The organism is Pseudomonas sp. HS6 (assembly GCF_023375815.1).
GTDB lineage: Bacteria > Pseudomonadota > Gammaproteobacteria > Pseudomonadales > Pseudomonadaceae > Aquipseudomonas.
Genome location: NZ_CP067412.1, coordinates 2,054,213 through 2,075,124 on the forward strand (window position 1 = coordinate 2,054,213; position 20,912 = coordinate 2,075,124).

The 20,912-nt window shown below is 61.4% G+C and carries 17 protein-coding genes; 8 read left to right on the plus strand and 9 right to left on the minus strand.

The features are described from left to right. Positions 1-3 precede the first annotated feature (3 nt). A complete protein-coding gene (locus JJN09_RS09470) occupies positions 4-1,317 on the plus strand; it encodes a protein kinase (RefSeq protein ID WP_249487028.1) in 1,314 nt (437 codons plus the stop codon). Positions 1,318-1,373: 56 nt separating this feature from the next. On the opposite strand, the gene JJN09_RS09475 is transcribed toward JJN09_RS09470, so the two are convergent. After that, positions 1,374-2,078, minus strand: a complete 705-nt coding sequence (locus JJN09_RS09475; RefSeq protein WP_007951538.1) for a YebC/PmpR family DNA-binding transcriptional regulator — start codon at positions 2,076-2,078, stop codon at positions 1,374-1,376. Positions 2,079-2,297: 219 nt separating this feature from the next. Here JJN09_RS09475 and JJN09_RS09480 point away from each other — a divergent pair, with 219 nt between their 5' ends. Next, positions 2,298-3,704, plus strand: a complete 1,407-nt coding sequence (locus JJN09_RS09480) for a type VI secretion system Vgr family protein (RefSeq protein WP_249487029.1) — start codon at positions 2,298-2,300, stop codon at positions 3,702-3,704. Positions 3,705-3,707: 3 nt separating this feature from the next. Here the strand turns inward: JJN09_RS09480 and JJN09_RS09485 are convergent, their stop codons facing one another. Both JJN09_RS09485 and JJN09_RS09490 read right to left on the minus strand, forming a co-directional pair. Then, on the minus strand, positions 3,708-5,105 hold the full coding sequence (locus JJN09_RS09485) for an FAD-dependent oxidoreductase (protein WP_249490786.1): 1,398 nt from the start codon (positions 5,103-5,105) through the stop codon (positions 3,708-3,710). A gap of 67 nt (positions 5,106-5,172) precedes the next feature. Next, a complete protein-coding gene (locus JJN09_RS09490; RefSeq protein ID WP_249487030.1) occupies positions 5,173-6,498 on the minus strand; it encodes an MFS transporter in 1,326 nt (441 codons plus the stop codon). A 289-nt stretch (positions 6,499-6,787) separates the two neighbouring features. On the opposite strand from JJN09_RS09490, the gene JJN09_RS09495 reads away from it, so the two are divergent. After that, positions 6,788-7,660: a LysR family transcriptional regulator gene (locus tag JJN09_RS09495; RefSeq protein WP_249487032.1), complete on the plus strand. Its 873-nt coding sequence runs from the start codon at positions 6,788-6,790 to the stop codon at positions 7,658-7,660. A gap of 135 nt (positions 7,661-7,795) precedes the next feature. On the opposite strand, the gene JJN09_RS09500 is transcribed toward JJN09_RS09495, so the two are convergent. Beyond that, the gene (locus JJN09_RS09500; protein WP_249487034.1) at positions 7,796-8,656 is read right to left on the minus strand and encodes a LysR substrate-binding domain-containing protein; all 861 of its coding nucleotides are present in this window, start codon (positions 8,654-8,656) and stop codon (positions 7,796-7,798) included. A gap of 113 nt (positions 8,657-8,769) precedes the next feature. Here JJN09_RS09500 and JJN09_RS09505 point away from each other — a divergent pair, with 113 nt between their 5' ends. The 3 genes from JJN09_RS09505 to JJN09_RS09515 all read left to right on the plus strand — a co-directional run bounded on the left by JJN09_RS09505 (position 8,770) and on the right by JJN09_RS09515 (position 11,510). Beyond that, entirely contained in the window at positions 8,770-9,879 is a 1,110-nt protein-coding gene (locus JJN09_RS09505) for a 2-aminoethylphosphonate--pyruvate transaminase (protein WP_249487035.1), read from the plus strand. Positions 9,880-9,936: 57 nt separating this feature from the next. Then, positions 9,937-10,764 (plus strand): phosphonoacetaldehyde hydrolase, encoded by an 828-nt coding sequence (gene phnX / locus JJN09_RS09510; protein ID WP_249487037.1) that lies wholly within the window; start codon positions 9,937-9,939, stop codon positions 10,762-10,764. Positions 10,765-10,955: 191 nt separating this feature from the next. Beyond that, a complete protein-coding gene (locus JJN09_RS09515; protein ID WP_249487039.1) occupies positions 10,956-11,510 on the plus strand; it encodes a cytochrome b in 555 nt (184 codons plus the stop codon). Here the strand turns inward: JJN09_RS09515 and JJN09_RS09520 are convergent. Then, the gene (locus tag JJN09_RS09520; RefSeq protein ID WP_249487041.1) at positions 11,507-12,415 is read right to left on the minus strand and encodes a 1-aminocyclopropane-1-carboxylate deaminase/D-cysteine desulfhydrase; all 909 of its coding nucleotides are present in this window, start codon (positions 12,413-12,415) and stop codon (positions 11,507-11,509) included. The two genes, JJN09_RS09515 and JJN09_RS09520, sit on opposite strands and share 4 nt — an antisense overlap. 174 nt (positions 12,416-12,589) lie before the next feature. Further along, positions 12,590-14,626 carry an NADPH-dependent 2,4-dienoyl-CoA reductase gene (locus JJN09_RS09525; protein ID WP_249487043.1) on the minus strand — a complete coding sequence of 679 codons (2,037 nt, stop codon included), beginning with the start codon at positions 14,624-14,626 and terminating at the stop codon, positions 12,590-12,592. Positions 14,627-14,831: 205 nt separating this feature from the next. On the opposite strand from JJN09_RS09525, the gene JJN09_RS09530 reads away from it, so the two are divergent. Together JJN09_RS09530 and JJN09_RS09535 are read left to right on the plus strand one after the other, a co-directional pair. Continuing rightward, a complete protein-coding gene (locus tag JJN09_RS09530; RefSeq protein ID WP_249487045.1) occupies positions 14,832-15,962 on the plus strand; it encodes a carbon-nitrogen hydrolase family protein in 1,131 nt (376 codons plus the stop codon). Between the two features lie 3 nt (positions 15,963-15,965). Beyond that, the gene (locus tag JJN09_RS09535; RefSeq protein WP_249487047.1) at positions 15,966-17,006 is read left to right on the plus strand and encodes an AraC family transcriptional regulator; all 1,041 of its coding nucleotides are present in this window, start codon (positions 15,966-15,968) and stop codon (positions 17,004-17,006) included. A 314-nt stretch (positions 17,007-17,320) separates the two neighbouring features. Here the strand turns inward: JJN09_RS09535 and JJN09_RS09540 are convergent, their stop codons facing one another. From JJN09_RS09540 to JJN09_RS09550, 3 genes are all read right to left on the minus strand, one after another. Beyond that, a complete protein-coding gene (locus tag JJN09_RS09540; protein ID WP_249487049.1) occupies positions 17,321-18,202 on the minus strand; it encodes a DUF2242 domain-containing protein in 882 nt (293 codons plus the stop codon). A 227-nt stretch (positions 18,203-18,429) separates the two neighbouring features. Continuing rightward, entirely contained in the window at positions 18,430-20,301 is a 1,872-nt protein-coding gene (locus JJN09_RS09545; RefSeq protein WP_249487051.1) for a SurA N-terminal domain-containing protein, read from the minus strand. Positions 20,302-20,534: 233 nt separating this feature from the next. Further along, complete coding sequence (locus tag JJN09_RS09550) at positions 20,535-20,807, minus strand: HU family DNA-binding protein (RefSeq protein ID WP_096822334.1); 273 nt, start codon at positions 20,805-20,807, stop codon at positions 20,535-20,537. Positions 20,808-20,912: the final 105 nt, after the last annotated feature.

The following is a 20,912-nucleotide window of genomic DNA, read 5'->3' on the forward strand; positions in this document are numbered from 1 at the left end:
TACATGCACACCCTTGCTCAATTGCGCGCCGGCGAACTGTCGGGCATCACCCGGCTGGACCTGGTCGAAGGCTTGACCGAGTTCCCACCCGAGATCTTCGACCTGGCCGACACGCTGGAGGTGCTCAATCTCAGCGGCAACGCGCTGAGCAGCCTGCCGGACGACTTGCATCGCCTGCGCCATCTGCGCGTGCTGTTCTGCTCCGATAACCAGTTCACCGAACTGCCTGAATGCATGGGCCAGTGCCAGGCACTGACAATGATCGGCTTCAAGGCCAACCGGATTGTCCAGGTCTCCGGCACCGCTCTGCCTCCGCGTTTGCGCTGGCTGATTCTGACCGACAACCTTATTGAAGCTCTGCCTGTTGAACTGGGCGAACGCCCGCGCCTGCAAAAGCTCATGCTCGCCGGCAATCGTCTGCGCGCGCTGCCGCCATCGTTGAGCCAGTGCCATCGACTGGAGCTGATCCGCATCGCCGCCAACCAGCTGACGGAATTACCGCAGTGGCTGCTGACCCTGCCGAGCCTGACGTGGCTGGCCTACGCCGGGAATCCGCTGGAAACCGAAGCCGACGCCGCCGCACTGGAAGCCACGCCGCTGATCGACTGGTCGAGCCTGCGTCTGGAGCAACGGCTGGGCGAAGGTGCGTCCGGGGTGATTTCCCGGGCGGTGTGGCAGCCGGACGGCCTACCGGAGCGCTCGGTGGCGGTGAAGCTCTACAAGGGCGAAATGACCAGCGACGGCTCGCCGTTGCACGAGATGAATGCCTGCATCACCGCCGGGCTGCACCCGAACCTGATCCGGGTCGAGGGCCGCATCGGCAATCACCCCGATGGCCAGCAAGGTTTGGTGATGCAATTGATCGATCCGAGCTACCGCAACCTTGCCGCGTTGCCGAGCCTGGCGTCCTGCTCGCGGGATATCTATACCGAGGATTGCCGTTTCAGTGCCGACGTCGCGTTGCGCATCGCCAAGGGGATTGCATCGGTCGCCGAGCATTTACATGAACAAGGCATCACCCATGGCGACCTCTACGGGCACAACATCTTGTTGAACGATCAGGGCGACTGCCTGTTGGGGGACTTTGGCGCGGCGTCGTTCCATGCCACCACGGACAACCCGGAAACCCGAGCGCTGCAACGCATCGAAGTGCGGGCGTTCGGCATTTTGCTGGGGGAATTGCTGGAGCGCATCGAATCCGGTCTGAGTGCGGATCGGCGTGAGCTGCTGGAGGCGCTGGAGCAGCGCTGCTGTCAGCCGGATGTACTGGCGCGGCCGGGGTTCAGCGAGGTTGTACAGCAGCTGGAAGCGTTGTAGCCGCTACACCGCCATCGCGAGCGAACTCGCGATGGCGGCATCATTGACGCTGCGGATCAGCCCGCCAGACCGACAAACATGTCCTGCACGTCGTCGTGGTTGTCGAGGCCTTCGAGGAACGCTTCGACTTCAGCCATCTGCTCGTCGCTCAGGCCGCTGACCGGGTTCTTCGGCTGGTAACCCAGCTTGGCCGACAGCACGGTGAAGCCTTGCTCCGGAAGGGCTTTCTGCACCGAGTCCAGGTCGGTCGGGTCGGTCAGGAACAGGGTCGCGCCCTCTTCGCCCGGCTCGAAATCCTGGGCACCGGCTTCGATCGCGGCCATTTCCGGATCGGCGTCCGGAGTGTCCGGCGAGGCTTCGATCATGCCGACGTGGTTGAAGTCCCACGCTACAGAACCGGAAGCGCCCAACTGGCCCTTGCGGAACGCCACGCGGATTTCCGCCACGGTGCGGTTGATGTTGTCGGTGACGCACTCGACGATCAACGGAACCTGGTGCGGAGCGAAACCTTCGTAAGTCACGCGATGGTACTGAACGGTCTCACCCAGCAGGCCCGCACCTTTCTTGATGGCGCGATCCAGGGTTTCCTTGGGCATCGAAGCTTTCTTGGCCTGTTCGACCACCAGACGCAGATGTGCGTTGGTGGCGGTATCGGCACCGTTGCGGGCAGCAATGGTGATTTCCTTCACCAGTTTGCCGAAGATCTTGCCCTTGGCGTTGGCTGCCGCTTCTTTGTGTTTAACCTTCCACTGTGCGCCCATTACTCACTCTCTTGATCTGTGGCGCCGAGACATCTATTGGCCGACGCGTGGCGCCAAGTTTATACGGCCTAAAGTCGGCAATCGACCAAAAATTCCGTCGCGTGTCGACATCTTCTACACACCTTGTAGGGCGACTCTGAAAAACCGGTTTGTCATGACCATTTCGCACTGCGGTTTCGTACCCTCTGTGGCCCGTATGACCCGACAGAGCCCGTCCGAATGCTCAATGACAAGGAAAGTCCCTTCACGCTGACCCTCATCGAGGGAGGCCTGTGCCTGCCGGTACTGCGTTTCAGCGGCCATGAAGCACTGAACCGGCCCTATCGTTTCGAGATAGAAGTCGTTGGCCTGGCTCCGGCCCTGCCCCCCGCCACTCTGCTGCATCGGTCTGCCTTCTTGCAGTTGAGTGACGATCATGGCCTTCACGGCACCCTTCACAGCGCTAGTTGCGAACATCGCGGCGCCCATCGAATCGGTTACAGCGTTGTGCTGGTGCCGCACTTGCAGAGGCTGGAGCAACAACCCAGGCGTCGGGTATTTACCCGATTGAGCGTGCCGGAGATTATCGAGCAACTGCTCACCGAACATCGCCTGCCCGCGAACGGTTTCCGGCTCGACCTGACGGTGGGGCACTATCCGCCACGCCCGTTCTGCATCCAGTACGACGAGTCGGACCTGGCACTGTTGCACCGACTGTGTGAGGAGGAAGGCATCCACTATCACTTCGAGCACCGCCCGGATGGCCATGTCGTGGTGTTCGCCGATGACAGCCTGAACCTGCCCCAGCCTCCGATACCCGTGCCCTTCAGCCCAGAGAGCGAGGCAAGATCCCCCGCCGTCAGCACGCTGTTCCTGCGTCACGACGCCGTCACGGCGCAGCTGGCACCCACCATCCGTGAGCGCGGGCAATCGAGCTTCGACGATGAAGCGGCCAATCACGCGGTGACAGGCGTCATACCTCTGCGAGGATTCCCGCCATCCGGGCAACGCCACGCCGATCAACGCAGCCGTCGACAGCTGGAACGCCAGCGCTGTCAGTACCGTTGCATTCAGGGTCGCAGCGATTGCATGCAATTGCTCAGTGGTCATCTGTTGCAGGTCACGGATCATCCGGTGAGCGCTTTCAACGAGCAGTGGCTGATCACCGAATTGCGCCATCAGGGACAGCAGCCGTCGATTCTCGACCCGATGTCCACGCCCCGCCGTTACCACAATGACTTCACTGCGCAGCCCTGGTCGACCGAGTTTCGCCCACCGCTGCGACAACCACGCCCGAGCATTCCGGGCTATCACCCGGCGCAAGTGCTGGGCCCGCCCGGGCAACCGCCGCAACTGGACGATTTGGGCCGCATCGCCGTCCGGTTATGGCCGGCGCTGGAACAGAACGCCGACAGTGAAGGGTTATGGCTGGCGATTGCCATGGTCGGTGCGGGCGGCCGGATCGCCAGGGAAGCGTTGCCGCGCGCCGGCAGCGAGGTGTGGGTGAGTTTTCTCGACAGCGACCCGGATCGACCGATTCTGTGCCTGGACGCCAGCCAGCCTCGCCCGGCGCGCAAAAAACCGAAACCGCACGATGACGGCCTGTTACTCGACTGGCTGCTCAACCGCACCCCGCCTTCGTCCTGACGCTCAACCCTTGTCGGCCTTGCCGGCGGCAGCAGCGAATTTCGCCAGACGCACGTCGAGGTGCCGAGGTCGCCGCCCGTGATCTTCGGCGCGCTCCTTGCGGCGAATGGCGTTGCGCACCATCAGCGAACCGAGATAGCGGATCGGTTCCGGCGGAAAGTAACCCAGCGGCCCGTTGACCAGCGGCGAGCGAGTCCACGGGTTGTCGAGGCCTTGCACCAGCGAGGCGAGAATCTGCCCACCCATGTGGCACGGCCCGACGCCGCTGCCGGAATAACCGAAGCCGTAAAACACATTGCCGCTGGCACTCATCTGGCCGAAAAACGGCAGGCCGGTGACTGAACGATCCGACGGGCCATTCCAGGTTGCATCGACTTTCACATCGGCGAAGGCCGGAAAAAAGTCGTCGAGGCTGCGCTTGAGCAACCCGGCGTAAGGCGATGGCTGATCGAACACCGGCAGCATCCGCCCGCCGTAAGCGAAGGTATTACCACCCTTGCCGAGCATGATCCGGCCGTCCGGGGTGTTGTGGTAGTAGTGCACGAAAATCCGCGAATCGAGCACGGTCACGCCGCTGGTCAGGCCGATTTCCTGCAACAGTTCCGGACGCGGCTCGGTGATCAGCATGTCGCTGGAGACAATCGCCACGCTGCGCTCAAACTGCGGAAAAGCACGGGCCATCCAGGCATTCATCGCCAGCACCACGCGGTCGGCAACCACAGTGCCGCTCGCCGTCTGGAGACGCGCCGGACGCCCTTCCTCCAATCCGGTCATCGCTGTGTTCTCGTGAATTTTTACGCCCAGTTGCAATGCGACTCGCCGCAGCCCGCGCACCAGTTTGCCCGGCTGCACACTGGCGGCCGCCGGCGAAAACCAGCCTTCCAGATGCTTGTCGGAACCGGCCATGCGCTGAACATCGGCGACCGGACGTTGGGTGAACGAGTTGATGCCGTTGCGCTCAAGCGCGGCAATCACCGCATCGGTCGAGCCGTATTGCGCACGGTTGGTGGCGGTGTAAAGCGTGCCGTCGAGCCGGTAATCGGCGTCGACGCCGTACTGCTCGCAGAACTCGCCGATGGCGTGGATGCTGCGTTCGGATTCCTTGACCAGCCGCACCGCTTCTTCAACGCCGAACAGCCGCTCGAGGGTGAAATACTTCGCCGACCACGACAGCGCACAACCGCCATTGCGCCCACTGGCGCCGGCACCGCAGATGTCGGCCTCGATCAGCAACACATCGAGTTCGGGGTTCTGCTGCTTGAGCATGATCGCTGTCCACAAACCGGTGTAACCGCCACCGACAATGCACACATCGGTGCGCACGTCGCCTTGCAGCGGCGGGCACAGTTCCGACGAATCGAGTTGCAAAGCCTGCTCCAGCCAAAACGGTCTCATGAAAATTCTCCAGTCAGTCGGCCACGGCACAGCCTGCCGCGAATGCCGCAGCAGGCCGCGAGGCAGGTTTCTTTTAGTTACGCAGAGGTTTGATCGTCAGGGCCCGGTTGGGCACATAGGCACGCGGTTCCATGAAGCCGACCGGGCGGCTGTTCCAGTGCGGAATCAGCACCAGCGCCGAGAACAGCGCGCAACCGGCGAAGACGATGAACACCGTCACCGAGTCGAAGTAGCCCGGCAGCAAACCACCGAGCACCGCGCCGACCGAGCCGCAGCCGTTGACGAATCCGGCGGCGGTGGCGCCAGCCTTGGCCTTGCCGAAATCGATGGCGGCCGCACCGCTGATCATCGAGTCCGGCCCGTACAAGGTCAGGCCCATCACGAACAGCAGCGCCACCACCAGCATCACGCTGCCGGTGTGCAAGGCGCCCATGAACAGCGCCAGGGTCACGGTCAGCGCCAGCAGGCTCAGGACACAGGCCGGCATGCGACGGGCGCCGAACAGTTTGTCCGAAGCCATGCCGATCATGATCGGGCCTAAAAGACCTGCCAGTTCAAACGAGGTCGGAATGATCGCCGCGCCGACCTTGCCCACAGTGGGCATCTGTTCAAAGACGATCACCGGCCCCCACAACAGAATCGCGTAGCGCGCCGGTTTCAGCAGAAAGTACGCCAGCCCGAGTACCAGCACTGTGCGGTTACGGAGGATTTCCTTGAGCGGTTCCCAGACGCTGAGCTTGCTGTTGGCTTCGGCTTCTTCGGCGCTGATGACCGGCTCAGGTTCCACCGCCGGCAGGCCGACATCTTCCGGTTTGTTGCGCTGAAAGATGAAGAACAACACCGCCACCGCCGCGACCACCGCTGCACTGGAAATGAACGCCGCGTGCCAGGTGCCGACCAGCGTGTACGCCCACCAACCGGCGAACGGTGACGCCACCAACCCGCCAAAGGCGTAACAGGAACTCCATAACCCGAGCACGCGCCCGCGCTGTTCGGCGGGGAAGAAACTGCCGAGGTTCTTGCACAGCCCCGACCATCCGGTGGACTGCGCCAGCCCCTGAATCAACATGCAGGTGGCGAAGATCGGCAAGGTCGCAAAACTGCCCATCACCAGCGCCGCGGCGGCGGAAATCAGCAAGCCGCCAAGCACCACGACCCGTGGGCCGAAGCGGTCGGCAAGCATGCCCCAGGTGAACTGGCCAATGGCGTAGGCCGCCAGGTAAATCGCGTCGAGGTTGGCCATGGCCATTTTGTCGAGCATGAAGGTGGGGTCTTCGGCGATGCCCAGTTTGGCCACCGAAAAAGCTTTGCGGGTGAAATAGAACGCGGCGTAAGCGAGCCAGGTGACAGCGAAAATCTGCATGCGCCAACGCGCAAGTGTGCCGATGTGCTTGTTCATTGTGGTTCTGACCTCAGGGTGTGAGTGTGCCGGCAGAATCGATGAGTAAACGCCTGTGTTTTTTATTGTTGAGCACTGCGATATCACCCCGTCCCTACGGTGATATCGGTCAGATGAGTCCTGCTGTTGCACGCACAGGCTCATGGCCAGCGTGGCTGCCCGAGCGGGCAGTCAGCGTTGGCGTGAGCCGATCAAAGCAATTACTGTTTAATAAATAAAATCGATTTATCGTATTTCACACATAAGCTCAGCTTGTTACTGAACCCCGCCGGAAATTGAGGAATCAGCGATGTCGGTTTCACACGCACAGCTCAAAGCCTTTCACGCCGTAGCCGTACACGGAAGCTTCACCAGAGCCGCCGAGCGGCTTTATCTGACGCAACCGGCAATTTCCGACCAGGTGCGCAAGCTGGAAGAACGCTTCGGCGTGTTGCTGTTCCATCGCAACAAACGCTCCGTGCGCCTGACGGATCTCGGCGAACGCCTCCTGACAATCACCCAGCGTCTGTTCGTGGTCGAGGCCGAAGCCCAGGAGCTGTTGCAGGAGTCCCAGGCCTTGCAGACCGGCAGCCTGATTCTGGCGGTGGATGCGCCGGTGCATGTGCTGCCGCAGATCGCCCGGTTCTGCGAGCGCTACCCGGGGATCAGCGTGAAGATCGAAACCGGCAACACCGATGAATCGCTGTTTCGCCTGTTCAACTATCAGGCTGATCTGGCGTTGCTCGGGCGTGATGTCAGCGATGAGCGCTTGTTGTGCGTGCCGCTGCGCAACGATCCGATGGTGGCGTTCGTCTCGCGCCATCATCCGTGGGCCGAGCGCGAGTCGATCTGCCTGGAAGATCTCGACGACACGCCGCTGGTGCTGCGCGAACACGGCTCGGTGACCCGCCAGACCCTGGAGGAAGAAATGGCCCGCGCCGGTTTCCGCATCCGCCCGGCGATTCAGGTCGAAGGCCGGGAAGCCGCGCGAGAGGCGGTGGTCGTGGGGATTGGCGTGGGCGTGGTGTCGGCGGCGGAGTTTGGTGCTGACTCAAGGGTCTGCGCACTGCCGATCACCGATTGCACCCGGCGCTTGACCGAAACGCTGGTGTGCCTGCGAGAGCAGAGTTCGCGGCGGGTGGTGGCGACGTTTCTCGAGATGGTGCGCGAGAGTCTTGTGTAAACAGTGATGGCCTCATCGCTGGCAAGCCAGCTCCCACAAGTATGGTGTCGTACACAAAATTGGGGGCTACTCCAAATTCTGTGGGAGCTGCGGTGCGACGATTCGACTTGCCAGCGATTGAGGCACCGCGGTTTATCAGACTGGCGCCAAACCAAAAAACGCCTGAATCAAGCGCAACTCCCGCCGCCGCTCGACACAGCCGATCATGTGCCGATTCACCAGCCCTTCTCCCGCGATGGGAATCGCCACCACTCGCGGGTCATGGCTGACTTCCACCGATGACACCACGCCAACCCCCAGTTCAGCCGCCACCGCTTCCGTTACCGCCTCACGACTGTCCAGTTCCAGCAACACCCGTGGACTGACCGACGCCTGCACACAGGCCTGATCGAAGGTGCGCCGGGTAATCGAACTCGGCTCGCGCAACACCATGATCACCTGATCCAGCTCCTGGAGCCTGACCTCGCCACTGCGGGTCGCCCACGGATGCCCGGCCGGCACCAGTGCGCAGATCCGCGATTCGCTCAGCGCTTGCAGGTGCAGGCCCTTGCGCGGCTCGACCTCGGTCAGCACCGCCACGTCCGCATGTTCGGACAACAGCGCCGCCAGGGTTTCCTGGGCATTGCCCAACCGCAAATTCACGGTGATTCCCGGATAGCGCGCCCGCAGGCTGGCGAGCATCGGCATGACCATATGCGGACCGTCCGCCGCCACCTCAAGTCGTCCGGTGAGTAACTGCCGATTGGCTTCCAGCAGCGCTTGCGCCTCTTCGGCCATGCCGAACATCGCCCGGGTAATCGCCGCCAGTTTCGTGCCCTCTTCGGTCAGCTCGACCCGGCGCGCCGTCCGTCGCAACAGGGTGATCTGGTAATGCTCCTCCAGCGCCTTGATGTGCCCGGTGACCGCCGGCTGGCTGATGAACAGGCGTGCGGCGGCACGGGTGAAGCTGCCTTCCCGGGCCACGGCGTCGAAGGCGCGGAGCTGGAACAGGTTCATGAATAACCCTCACTGATGGCTGGCATAACAACAAACAATTTGATTGATGATCCGCCGAATTGCAACGTATGCCCCGTAGCTTCATCCCACAGCGCTATCGCGAGGACACACGAATGAGTACTGCCGCACCCATCCTGCTCACTCCCGGCCCGTTGACCACCTCGGCCCGCACCCGCCAGGCGATGATGGTCGACTGGGGTTCATGGGATGACCGCTTCAACCAATTGACCGCCAGCCTGTGCGAACAACTGCTGGCCATCCTCAACGGTGCCGACAGCCACCATTGCGTGCCTTTGCAGGGCAGCGGCACCTTCGCCGTCGAAGCCGCCATAGGCACGCTCGTCCCCCGCGACGGCAAGGTGCTGGTGCTGATCAACGGCGCTTACGGCAAGCGTCTGGCGAAAATCTGCGAAGTGCTCGGCCGCTCGTTCAGCACCTTTGAAACCGCTGAAGACGAACCGACCACTGCCGCCGACGTCGACCGCCTGCTGCGCGCCGACAGCGGCATTACTCACGTCGCGCTGATCCACTGCGAAACCAGCACCGGCATCCTCAATCCGCTGCCGGAGATCGCCCAGGTCGTCGAACAGCACGGCAAACGCCTGATCATCGATGCCATGAGCTCCTTCGGCGCGCTGCCGGTGGATGCACAGCAAGTCCCGTTCGATGCGCTGATCGCCGCCTCCGGCAAATGCCTCGAAGGCGTGCCGGGCATGGGCTTCGTGTTTGCCCGCAAGGAATCTCTGGCGGCTGCCGCCGGCAACTCGCACTCGCTGGCGATGGACCTGTTCGACCAGCACAGCTACATGAAGAAGACCGGCCAATGGCGTTTCACCCCGCCGACCCACGTAGTCGCGGCGCTGCACGAAGCGCTGCTGCAGTACAACGAAGAAGGTGGCCTGCCGGCACGGCATGCGCGTTACGCCGCCAACTGCCAGGCGCTGATGGAAGAGATGGGCAAACTCGGCTTGCGCAGTTTCCTGCCCGCCGCGATCCAGGCGCCGATCATCGCGACTTTCCACGCACCGGAAGATCCGCGCTACCAGTTCAAGGACTTCTACGAACGGGTCAAGGCCAAGGGTTACATCCTCTACCCCGGCAAGCTGACCCAAGTCGAAACCTTCCGCGTCGGCTGCATCGGCCACGTCACCCCGGCGCAGATGCGCGAAGCCGTCGCGGCGGTGGGTGAAGTGCTGCGCGAGATGGAAGTGCTCGACATCTGATTCATCCGGCCCGCTCCCCCATTTGAATTGCATTGCCCACTCAGGAATTTGATTGCCATGAACTACAACAACCCAAGCAAACTGCAAGCCGCCATCCTCGACTGGGCCGGTACCGTGGTCGATTTCGGTTCTTTCGCGCCGACCCAGATCTTCGTTGAAGCCTTCGCCGAATTCGATGTCCAGGTCTCCATCGACGAAGCTCGCGGCCCGATGGGCATGGGCAAGTGGGATCACATCCGTACCCTGTGCGACCAGCCGCAGGTAGCCGAGCGCTATCGCAAGGCGTTCGGCCGCACCCCGACCGATGATGACGTGACCGCGATCTACAACCGCTTCATGCCGCTACAGATCGAGAAAATCGCCGAGCACTCGGCGCTGATTCCCGGCGCACTGGAGACCATTGCCAACCTGCGTCAGCAAGGGATCAAGATCGGCTCCTGCTCCGGTTATCCGAAGCAGGTAATGGACAAGGTGGTGGAGCTGGCCGCCACCAACGGCTACGTCGCCGACCACGTGGTCGCCACCGATGAAGTACCGAACGGCCGCCCATGGCCGGCCCAGGCCCTGGCCAACGTGATTGCGCTGGGCATCGACGATGTCGCCGCCTGCGTGAAGATCGACGACACCGTGCCGGGGATTCTCGAAGGTCGTCGCGCGGGGATGTGGACCGTGGCGCTGATCTGCTCCGGCAACGCGCTGGGTCTGGATTACGAAGGCTATCGCGCACTGGGCAGCGACGCCCTGGCCAGCGAACGCAAGCGCATTCACGCGCTGTTCGAAGGTTCGCGGCCGCATTACATGATCGACACCATCACCGATCTGCCGGAAGTGATCGCCGACATCAACAAGCGTCTGGCCAACGGTGAAATGCCGCAAAGCAGCTGATAACGCTGCCTGCGGCAAATAAAAACGCCAGTGTCTGCGCGACACTGGCGTTTTTTTTATGGGCAAACCCCTGATTTCGCGCAATGAAAGAGTTTTTAGACACGCGCAAATCGGCCAAAGCGGATTACAGTTAAAGCATGCCGTCGCTCAAGAACGGCACGTTTCGACCCTGATCCGTGAGGAAACACCGTATGCCGTGGACAAGTTCCGAATCACGCTACAGCACCGTGTCAGTCCTGTTGCACTGGTTGATGCTGGTGTTGTTGGTGCTGGTGTATGCCAGCATGGAATTGCGAGGCATCTTTCCCAAGGGCAGTGGCGGCCGCTCGCTGATCCGTGAAGTGCATTACATGCTCGGCCTGACCGTGTTCGTGCTGGTGTGGTTTCGCCTGCTCGCGCGCAGCATCGGCCCGGCGCCGAAAATCTTCCCGGCTTCACCGCAATGGCAAACCGCACTGGCCCGGCTGATGCACTGGGCGTTGTACCTGTTCATGATCAGCATGCCGATTCTCGGCTGGCTGATCACCAGCGCCGAGGGTCATCAAGTGATGTTCTACGGTTTCGACCTGCCGTTGCTGGTGCAAGAGGACAAAGCGTTCGCCAAACAGGTTGAACACTGGCACGTGTTGATTGGCAATATCGGCTACTGGCTGATCGGCCTGCACGCGCTGGCAGGGCTGTATCACCACTACGTAGTGGGCGATAACACACTGCTGCGGATGATGCCCAAGCGCAACCAGGTTTAGCCGTCGAATCCACGCCGGCCCTGCAAGCCGCCGGTGTGGATGAAGATCAGGCGCGTTCCACGGGCAAAGCGGCCCGCCTCGACTTGCTGTTTGAGTGCCAGTAAAGCCTTGCCGGTGTACAGCGGTTCGAGGGGGACGTCGCTGGCCTGCTCGGTCTGCGCGATGAACTCAAGCAACGGCGCATCGACTTTGGCGAAGCCCCCACGGCTGGCATCGATCAGCTCATAGCCTGCGATATCACCGACAATCGCCTCGACGTTGGCCGCGACACCGTGATCGTCGGGCACGGCCATGGCGCCATACACCGGGCGTTGACCGGCTTCCGCCAGCACCAAACCCGCGAGCGTGGTGCCAGTGCCGCACGCCAGCCACCAACCGTGATAGTCGTCCCAACGTAGCTTGCCCAGTTGCTCACTGACCTGCTCCTGCAATGACGTGCAACCCTGCGCGCCCGGCAACCCGCCGCCACCTTCGGGCACCGGATGCAGCGTCGGGTATTGCGCCCGCCACGGCTGCCAGAACCCCGGCTCATGCCGCGCCCGATAACCGCCATAGCCGAGCCAGTGCAATTGCATGCCGAAGCCCTGCAGATCCCTGATCGTCGGCGTGTCCTGCGGATGCCCGCGCAGCAGGCCGACCGTTGTGAATCCCAGGCGTTTACCCGCAGCGGCCAGTGCATGCAGATGATTGGAGTGCGCGCCGCCCAGGCTGATGATGCCTTCGGCGCCCGCACGGTCGGCGGCCTTGAGGTGTTTGACGAGCTTGAACCACTTGTTGCCGCTGATCAGCGGGTCGATCCGGTCCAGACGCAGGATGGCGACATCAATGCCGGCGGCGGTGAGCCAGTCCAGATGAAGGGATTCGAGGGGGGCTTGAGGTAGCCAGTCAGCGGGGGGAAGAAGCATTGGCGAATTATCAATCTAAATAAAGCCAGCATTGTAGTTGCTCTAAAGACGACATCGCGAGCAAGCTCGCTCCCACATGGCTTTGTGCAGCTCACAACATCTGTGAACGACGCAAAACCTGTGGGAGCGAGCTTGCTCGCGATGGTCGCTGGCACGCTGGACCTGGTTGCAGCGTTACAGCTCGGCGGCCAGACGCGAGCCCTGATTGATCGCACGCTTGGCATCCAGCTCGGCCGCCACATCGGCGCCGCCGATCAGGTGCACGTTCTGCCCGGCTGCCACCAGACCTTCTTGCAGCTCACGCAACGGATCCTGACCGGCGCAGATAACAATGTTGTCCACCGGCAGCACTTGCGGCTCGCCGGTTTCGCCGATGCGGATGTGCAGGCCTTCGTCGTCGATCTTCAGGTATTCGACGCTGTTGAGCATCTGCACCTGCTTGTTCTTCAGACCGGTACGGTGAATCCAGCCGGTGGTCTTGCCCAGACCGTCGCCGACCTTGGATTTCTTGCGTTGCAGCAGGAACACGTCACGGGCCGGTGCATGCGGTGCAGCCTTGATCCCGGCCACGCCACCACGGGCTTCCAGATTCGTGTCGATGCCCCACTCTTTCCAGAATGCAGCGCGATCCTGACTGGTGGCCACGCCTTCATGGACGAGGAATTCCGACACGTCAAAACCGATACCACCGGCGCCAATCACCGCTACCCGCTTGCCGACCGGTTTGCGCTCGAGCAGCACATCCAGATAGCTCAGCACTTTGGCATTCTCGACGCCCGGAATCGCCGGCAGACGCGGTGCAATACCGGTCGCCAGGATGACTTCGTCGTAACCACCTTCCACCAGTTTTGCCACATCGACACGGGTATTCAGGCACACCTCGACGTTGGTGGTCTGCAGTTTGCGTTTGAAGTAGCGCAGGGTTTCGTAGAACTCTTCCTTGCCCGGCACACGCTTGGCAACGTTGAACTGACCGCCGATTTCACTGGCCGAATCGAACAGCGTCACCTGATGCCCGCGCTCGGCGGCCACAGTGGCGGCGGACAGACCGGCAGGACCGGCACCGACCACGGCGATCTTCTTGATCTGCTTGACCGGCAGGTAGTTGAGTTCGGTCTCGTGGCAGGCACGCGGGTTGACCAGGCAACTGGTGAGCTTGCCGCCGAAGGTGTGATCGAGACAGGCCTGGTTGCAACCGATGCAGGTGTTGATTTCGTCGGCGCGGCCTTCAGCGGCCTTGTTGACGAAGTCCGGGTCGGCGAGGAACGGCCGCGCCATCGAAACCATGTCCGCATCGCCTTCGGCGAGAATCTGCTCGGCAACTTCCGGGGTGTTGATACGGTTGGTGGTAATCAGCGGGATGTTCACCGAACCACGCAGCTTGGCCGTGACCTTGCTGAATGCCGCACGCGGCACTTTGGTGGCGATGGTCGGAATCCGCGCTTCGTGCCAGCCGATGCCGGTGTTGATGATGGTCGCACCGGCCTGCTCGATGGCTTTGGCCAGGGTGACGATTTCTCCCCAGGTGCTGCCGCCTTCCACCAGATCGAGCATCGACAGACGGAAGATGATGATGAAGTTCGGGCCGACCGCTTCACGCACCCGGCGAACGATTTCCACCGGCAGGCGCATGCGGTTTTCGTAGCTGCCGCCCCAACGGTCGGTGCGGTGGTTGGTGTGGGCCGCGAGGAACTGGTTGATGAAGTAACCTTCGGAACCCATGATTTCCACGCCGTCGTACTCGGCGATCTGGGCCAGTACCGAGCAGGTGACGAAATCGCTGATCTGTTTCTCGATGCCTTCCTCGTCCAGCTCTTTGGGCTTGAACGGGTTGATCGGCGCTTGAATGGCGCTCGGGGCGACCTGTTTCGGGCTGTAGGCATAACGCCCGGCGTGAAGAATCTGCATGCAGATCTTGCCGCCCGCATCATGCACGGCGCGGGTAACGATGCGGTGCTTGAGCGCTTCTTCTTCGGTGGTCAGCTTGGCCGCGCCGGAGTACACGCCGCCCTCGTCGTTCGGACCGATACCGCCGGTCACCATCAGGCCAACGCCGCCACGGGCGCGTTCGGCGAAGTACGCCGCCATCCGCTCGAAGCCACCTGGCTTCTCTTCAAGACCGGTGTGCATCGAACCCATCAGGGTGCGGTTGCGCAGCGTGGTGAATCCCAGGTCCAGCGGGGCCAGCAGGTGCGGGTAAGTGGCGGTCATCGGTAACTCCACAGCGAGCAATCACGGAAAATGCGGGAGCTCTGCGTCCCCCGTCAGTCATGTTCGACAGACTAAGAGTCGCATCGCTGTCACTCAATGACCGTAACTGACAAGTTATTGATCCAAATGCGCAGCGCCCCTTGGCAAGCGCAGGCATGGGCCCTACCCTAGGCGCACACCCTGTACCCGGCTGTTGTTGGATTTCATGCGCAAACTTCTGTACCTGACCTTTTCCATGGCGCTCGTCGCCGCGCTCACCTTCTACGCCATGTGGGCGGCTGACCGCCCGGCCGGTCATTACCTGTCGGACCTGCGGATCAAACTGGCGGTCGATCAGGGCACTCGCGCCGATCGTGGCAACCTGCTGGGGATTCAGCCGGAACTGTTCCCGACCGACTATCAAAGCTCCGAACGCCTGCACCGCAAACTCGCCGCTTATTTGCAGCAGGCACAGGACCAGGGTTTGCTCAATGAAAAAACCATCGTGGTGCTGCCCGAGCATGTCGGCACCTGGCTGATGATCAGTGGCGAGAAAGACGAGTTGTACCAGGCCCCCACCCTCGCCGAAGCAATGAACTGGCTGGCCGCCAGCAACCCGTTGCAGTTCGCCCGCGCCTGGCTCACCGCCAAGGGCAGCAGCCGTCTGGATGACGCCCACTTGCGGATGAAATCCAGAGACATGGCCAAGGACTATCAGCTGCTGTTCGGCGGTCTGGCCAAGGAATTCCATATCACCCTGGTCGCCGGCTCGATCGTGTTGCCGGAACCGAACATCATCGACGGCAGACTCAAGGCCGGCAGTGGCGCGCTGTACAACACCAGCGTGGTGTTCGGTCGCGACGGCGCCCCGCTCGGTCAGCCACAGCGGCAGATGCGCCCGATCTTCGATCAGGATGACACGACGCCATCCAGCGATATCTCTCGGATCAATGTGATCGATACCCCGGCCGGACGTCTCGGCGTGCTGATCGGTAACGACAGCTGGTATCCGGACAACTATCGCAGGCTCGATGAGCAAGGCGCGCAACTGATCGCGGTGCCCGCGTTCGTCATCGGTCATGGGGTGTGGGATCTGCCTTGGCAGGGCTACAGAGGTTTGAACGTGCCAGACTCGGTCAGCCTCAAACCGGGAGAGGTCAGTGAAGGCCAGGCCTGGCACCGCTTGACCCTGACGGCACAACCGCCGGGCAGCCGGGCGATTGCCGGTATGAGCGTGTTCCTGCGCGGGCAGTTCTGGGACAAGCCGAGCTCCGGGCAGAGCTTCCTCAGCAGCAACGGCCAGCAGTTCGCCGACGGTGAAGCCCGTGGCGCGCGCTTGCTGAACCTCTGGTTGTAAACCATGAAGCCGCTGCCGATGCGCCTCGGGGATCTGTCAGTAGGCTTCGTTCATAGCCTGGCCGATGCCGTGCGCAGCCATGACGCCGATCCGCTGCCGCTGCTCGAGCAATACGGCCTCGACGCGGCACGATTGGCCGAGGCCGGGGCACGCCTGTCGATCCCGCGCTATATGCGCCTGGGTCATGGCGCGATCCAATTGACCGGCGATCCGGCCCTTGGCTTGCGCATGGGTCAGCTCAGTCGTTTGAGTCAGGCGGGACTGGCGGGCGTCACGGCAGCGCAGGCCCCGACCGTGCGCGAAGCCGCCCGCTGCCTGACGCGCTTCGAACCGTTGTATGGCTCCAATTATCGTGGCCAGTCGAGTTTTCACGAAGATGCCAGCGGCGCGTGGCTGCGCTTCTACTCGATCAGCCCATACAACGCCTACAACCGCTTTGTGGTGGACTCGATCATCGCCGGCTGGCTGCATCAATTGTCCAGCGTCAGCCCCGAGCCCCTGCGTGCCGAACGGATCGAAATCGAATTCGACACCCCGGATTATCGCGACGCCTATGCCATTCTGGGCGACTGCCCGATCCAGTTTGGGGCCGAACACAATCAACTGCGCCTGAGCCTCTCCAGCCTCTCCGCACGCAACCCAGAGCACTGCCCCAGTACCTGGAAGCATCTGCTGCAACTGTGTGAACGGGAACTGGAGCAATTGACGCGAACCCGCAGCCTGCGTGAACGCATCACCCAATTGCTCGGGCCATTGCTCAATGGTGGTCGCGAACCCGACCTGGAAGAAGTGGCGGCACGCCTGAAGCTGCCGACCTGGACGTTACGGCGAAAACTGGCCGAAGAAGGCACGCAGTTTCGCGCGATCCTCAACGACACTCGCCGTGATCTGGCAATGACCTACATCCGCGACACTGAACTGGCGTTCGGTGAAATCGCCTACTTGCTGGGCTTTGCCTCGGCCGAAGCTTTCCAGCGCGCCTTCAAGCGCTGGAACGGCCAGACACCGGGCGAATTCCGCCGCAGTCACCGCAAGACCGGCTAAAGCGTCAGAGCTCGGTGGCGTCTTCCGCAGGCTCCGGTGAGTCCAGTTCGTAGGCCTGGAATTCGAGCAGTTCTTCTTGATAGTCATCCATCGTGCAATCCCCCTACCTATTTGCTGAAATGGCCTGGAGCAAATGACCAGTGCCTCGAGCATAAAGTGCCCGTATGAAGGAAAAATGAAACGCGGCCTTCATGAAATAAACGTAGCAGGCGGTCAGGGATTTATCGCGGGGATATTTTCAGAATGTGTGAACCGACATTTCAGATCACACAGGAATCGAAGTGGGAGCGACGTTGCGTCGCTCCCACAGCTTATCAATGCCCGGTTGGCATTGCCGGAATCGGCTCGGATGGCGGCGGCAGATCCGTCGGATTGACCGGTGGTGTAATGACCTCCGTTGCCGGCGCTGCTGCTGGAACCAGCTCCGAACCCGGTGCCGGGGTGATCGGCGCCGCCTCGGCTGGCGGAACGACCGGCTCTGAACTGACCGGGGCCTGCTCAGCAGGGGCTGGCTCGGCGGGAGCTGGGGTAGCGGCAGGTGCGGCGGTCGGGGCTGGAGCCGGAGTCGTCTCGGCCGCAGGCGTCGGAGCCAGTGCGGCCGGTGCAGCCTTGGGTTCCGGCACGCCCAGATCGGCTTTCGGCTTCTCGGTGATGTGCGCAGCCTTCTTCGCATCCGCCGGCAGGAACAGCTCCACCAGGGTGAAGAAGCGCTCGTAGAATTTCTGCGAGGACACGGTTTCGCTGGCCACCTTGACCATCGAGTCGTCAGAGGAGCCGATCGGCATCGACACCGAGCCCAACACGCCAACCCCAAGGCTGGCCGAGTTGTTGGTCTTCTTCAGCGCGTAGCGGTCCTGCAAGGCGTTGGCGAATACCGTGGCGTGGTGGCCAGCGCTGCCATCATCGGCACACACGACGTTGAAGCTGATCTCCAGGTGTGTTTCACCAGTCTGCTGGAAACTCTTGTGTCCGCTGACCAGTTTCGGGTCGCTGCTAGTGATGATGTAGCCTTGGCTGAGCAACGCCCGGCGAGCCGCTTCGCAACTGGCGGTGTCGGTGACCGGGTAATTGCGCGAAAAGGTGCCGGAGTCGTCGAAGTTCTCATGCTCGTAGATAGGCTTGTCCTTGGAGCAGCCGGCAGCGGCGGTCAGCAACAACGCCAATCCGATGAAACGCACGGGAATAGAATTCAACATTAAACATCCTGAGGGGGAAAACGGTCCGGGGCGTATTGTGCAACATATCGCTGCCCCGCGGCGTACGGATTACTGTCTTAAAACAGTTACAACTCTACCGGTCATGGGTGCAGGGAAAAAGGCAAACCGGCCATTGGTCCATGAAAATCCTGTCACCCAGTGATTGATAGGCAAAAAAAAGCCCCGAATGTTCATCCGGGGCTCATTTTTTGTCGCTCAGTCAGGCATCAGAAACGCTTGATGTCCGCTTCGCTTTCCAGTTGCTTGCGGTACGCCGCGAAGTCTTGCTGGCCTTCACGCGAGGCGAGGAAGCGACGGTATTGCGCTTTCTCTTCATCGGTCGGCGCGGCGGCTTCGTTCACAGCGTTCAGGCGCACGATGGTCAGGCTGCCGTCAGGCAGTGTCACACTGCTGAACGTCGGCTTGTCCTTGCCTGCCGGTTTCGGCATGCGGAACAGGGCTTGCAGCACGGCTGGATCAACACCTTCCTGGGCGCGGGTGGCCGCCTGGGTGGCTTTCCAGCTCTGACCGTCGATGGCCTTGTCCAGCGGCGTCTTGCCATCACGCAGGCTAGCGATCAGTTGCTCGGCCTTGGTTTTGGCAGCCGCGCTGGCGTGCTCTTTGGCCAACTGGGTGCGGATGGCAGTCGCCACGGCTTCCAGCGGCAGTTGCGCAGGCTTGAGGTGCTCCTTGGCACGCAGCACGATCACGGTTTCCGGATCCAGCTCGATGGCGGTGCTGTTGGCACCCTCTTCCAGCACTTCGGTACTGAACGCGGCAGTCACCACGGCGCGGTTGGCTGCAACACCTTCGCCACCTTCACGGCCAAACGGCTTGGAGGTGTGCACGGTCAGTTTCAGATCCTGCGCCGGCTGAGCCAGGTCAGACGATTCGAACGAAGAGTCTTCCAGTTGCTTGGTCGCCTCGACGAAACGCTGCTCGACCTGCTGGGTTTTCAGCTCACGGGTCAGCTTGTCTTTCAGGCTGGCGAAGGTCGGCACTTCCGGCGCTTCGACGCCCAGCAGCTTGATCAGGTGGAAACCGAAGTCGGTGCGAACCGGCTCGGACACTTGATCCTTGCTCAAGGAATACAGGGCTTTCTCGAAGGCTGGATCGTAAACGCCAGGACCGGCATAACCCAGGTCGCCGCCATTGTTGGCCGAACCCGGATCCTGCGAGAACTCCTTGGCCAGCGCTTCGAACTTCTCGCCCTTGGCCAGACGGGCCTGAACGTCTTCGATCTTCGCCTTGGCCTGAGCCTCGGTAGTCTTGTCGTTGACTTCGATCAGGATATGCGCCGCACGACGCTGTTCCGACAGGTTGGCGATCTCTTTCTGATACGCCGCCTGCAGGTCTTCATCCTTTACGGCAACCTGGTCGAAGAAGGAAGCCTTCTTCAGCTCGAGGTAATCGATGACCACTTGATCCGGGGTCATGAATTCCTTGGCGTGTTCGTCGTAATAAGCCTTGACCTCATCGTCGGTCAGCTTCACGGCGGCCGGGTCAGCCTTGATGCTCAGCGAGGCGAAATCACGGGTCTGTTTTTCCAGACGGGCGAAAGCCAGCACTTGAGCGTCAGTCACGAAACCGCTGCCCGCCACACCGGCGCGCAGTTGGCCGATCAACATTTCCTGAGCCAGCATCTGGCGGAATTGCATACGGCTGTAGCCCAGTTGACGGATCACCTGGTCGAAACGGTCGGAACTGAACTTGCCATCAACCTGGAATTCAGGCGTTTGCAGGATCACTTGATCCAGCGCCGCTTCGGAGAAAGCGAACTTCGACTTTTCTGCGCCTTGCAGCAGCAGCTTGCGATCGATCAGACCCTTGAGGGCCGAATCACGGAGCATTTTTTCATCGAGCAACGAAGCATCGAAGTCCTTGCCCAGCTGTTGCATCAGCTGACGGCGTTGCATATCAACGGCCTGGCTCAGCTCGTTCTGGCTGATTTCTTCACCGTTGACCTTGGCCGCCTCGTTGGTGTGAGTCGTGGCCTTGAAAATGGCGTCGAAACCGGTCAGAGCCATCAGTGCAACGATGACTCCGATAATGGTCTTGGCAATCCAGCCTTGTGAATTGTCCCTGATATTCTGCAGCATGCGTCCCCCAGAAACGGTTGAACTTCAAAAATTAGGCAACCGTGGAGCGTGGGTAGAATCCGGATAGAAGAAAGGCGCATCCGAGGATGCGCCTTCTCGTAACTGGCGGAGCGGACAGGGCTCGAACCCTCGATCCCGGCGTAGCAGGCAATTATTCCAAACCGCCTGCTCTACCGCTCCGCTGCCAAGTCAGGCATGACCCCGACCCGGATGGGTAAAAACCTGAATCAAACTTAGTTGACGGCTTCTTTCAGGGCTTTACCGGCTTTGAAACCTGGCTTTTTGGCAGCAGCGATTTCCAGAGTCTTGCCGGTCTGTGGGTTACGACCAACGCGAGCTGGACGATCAGTTACGGAGAAAGTACCGAAACCAACCAGAACAACGGAGTCGCCAGCCTTGAGAGCGCCAGTGACGGATTCGATTACAGCGTCCAGCGCACGGCCAGCAGCAGCTTTCGGGATATCAGCGGATGCAGCGATAGCATCAATCAGTTCCGACTTGTTCACTCTAAGTCCCCTTATATCTATTTGAGTATGATTCTAAGTTTTTTGGTGAAAGCAAAAACGAGTGCTGAATGGCCTACAGACACTTAAGAGCCGCTTTATAACAAG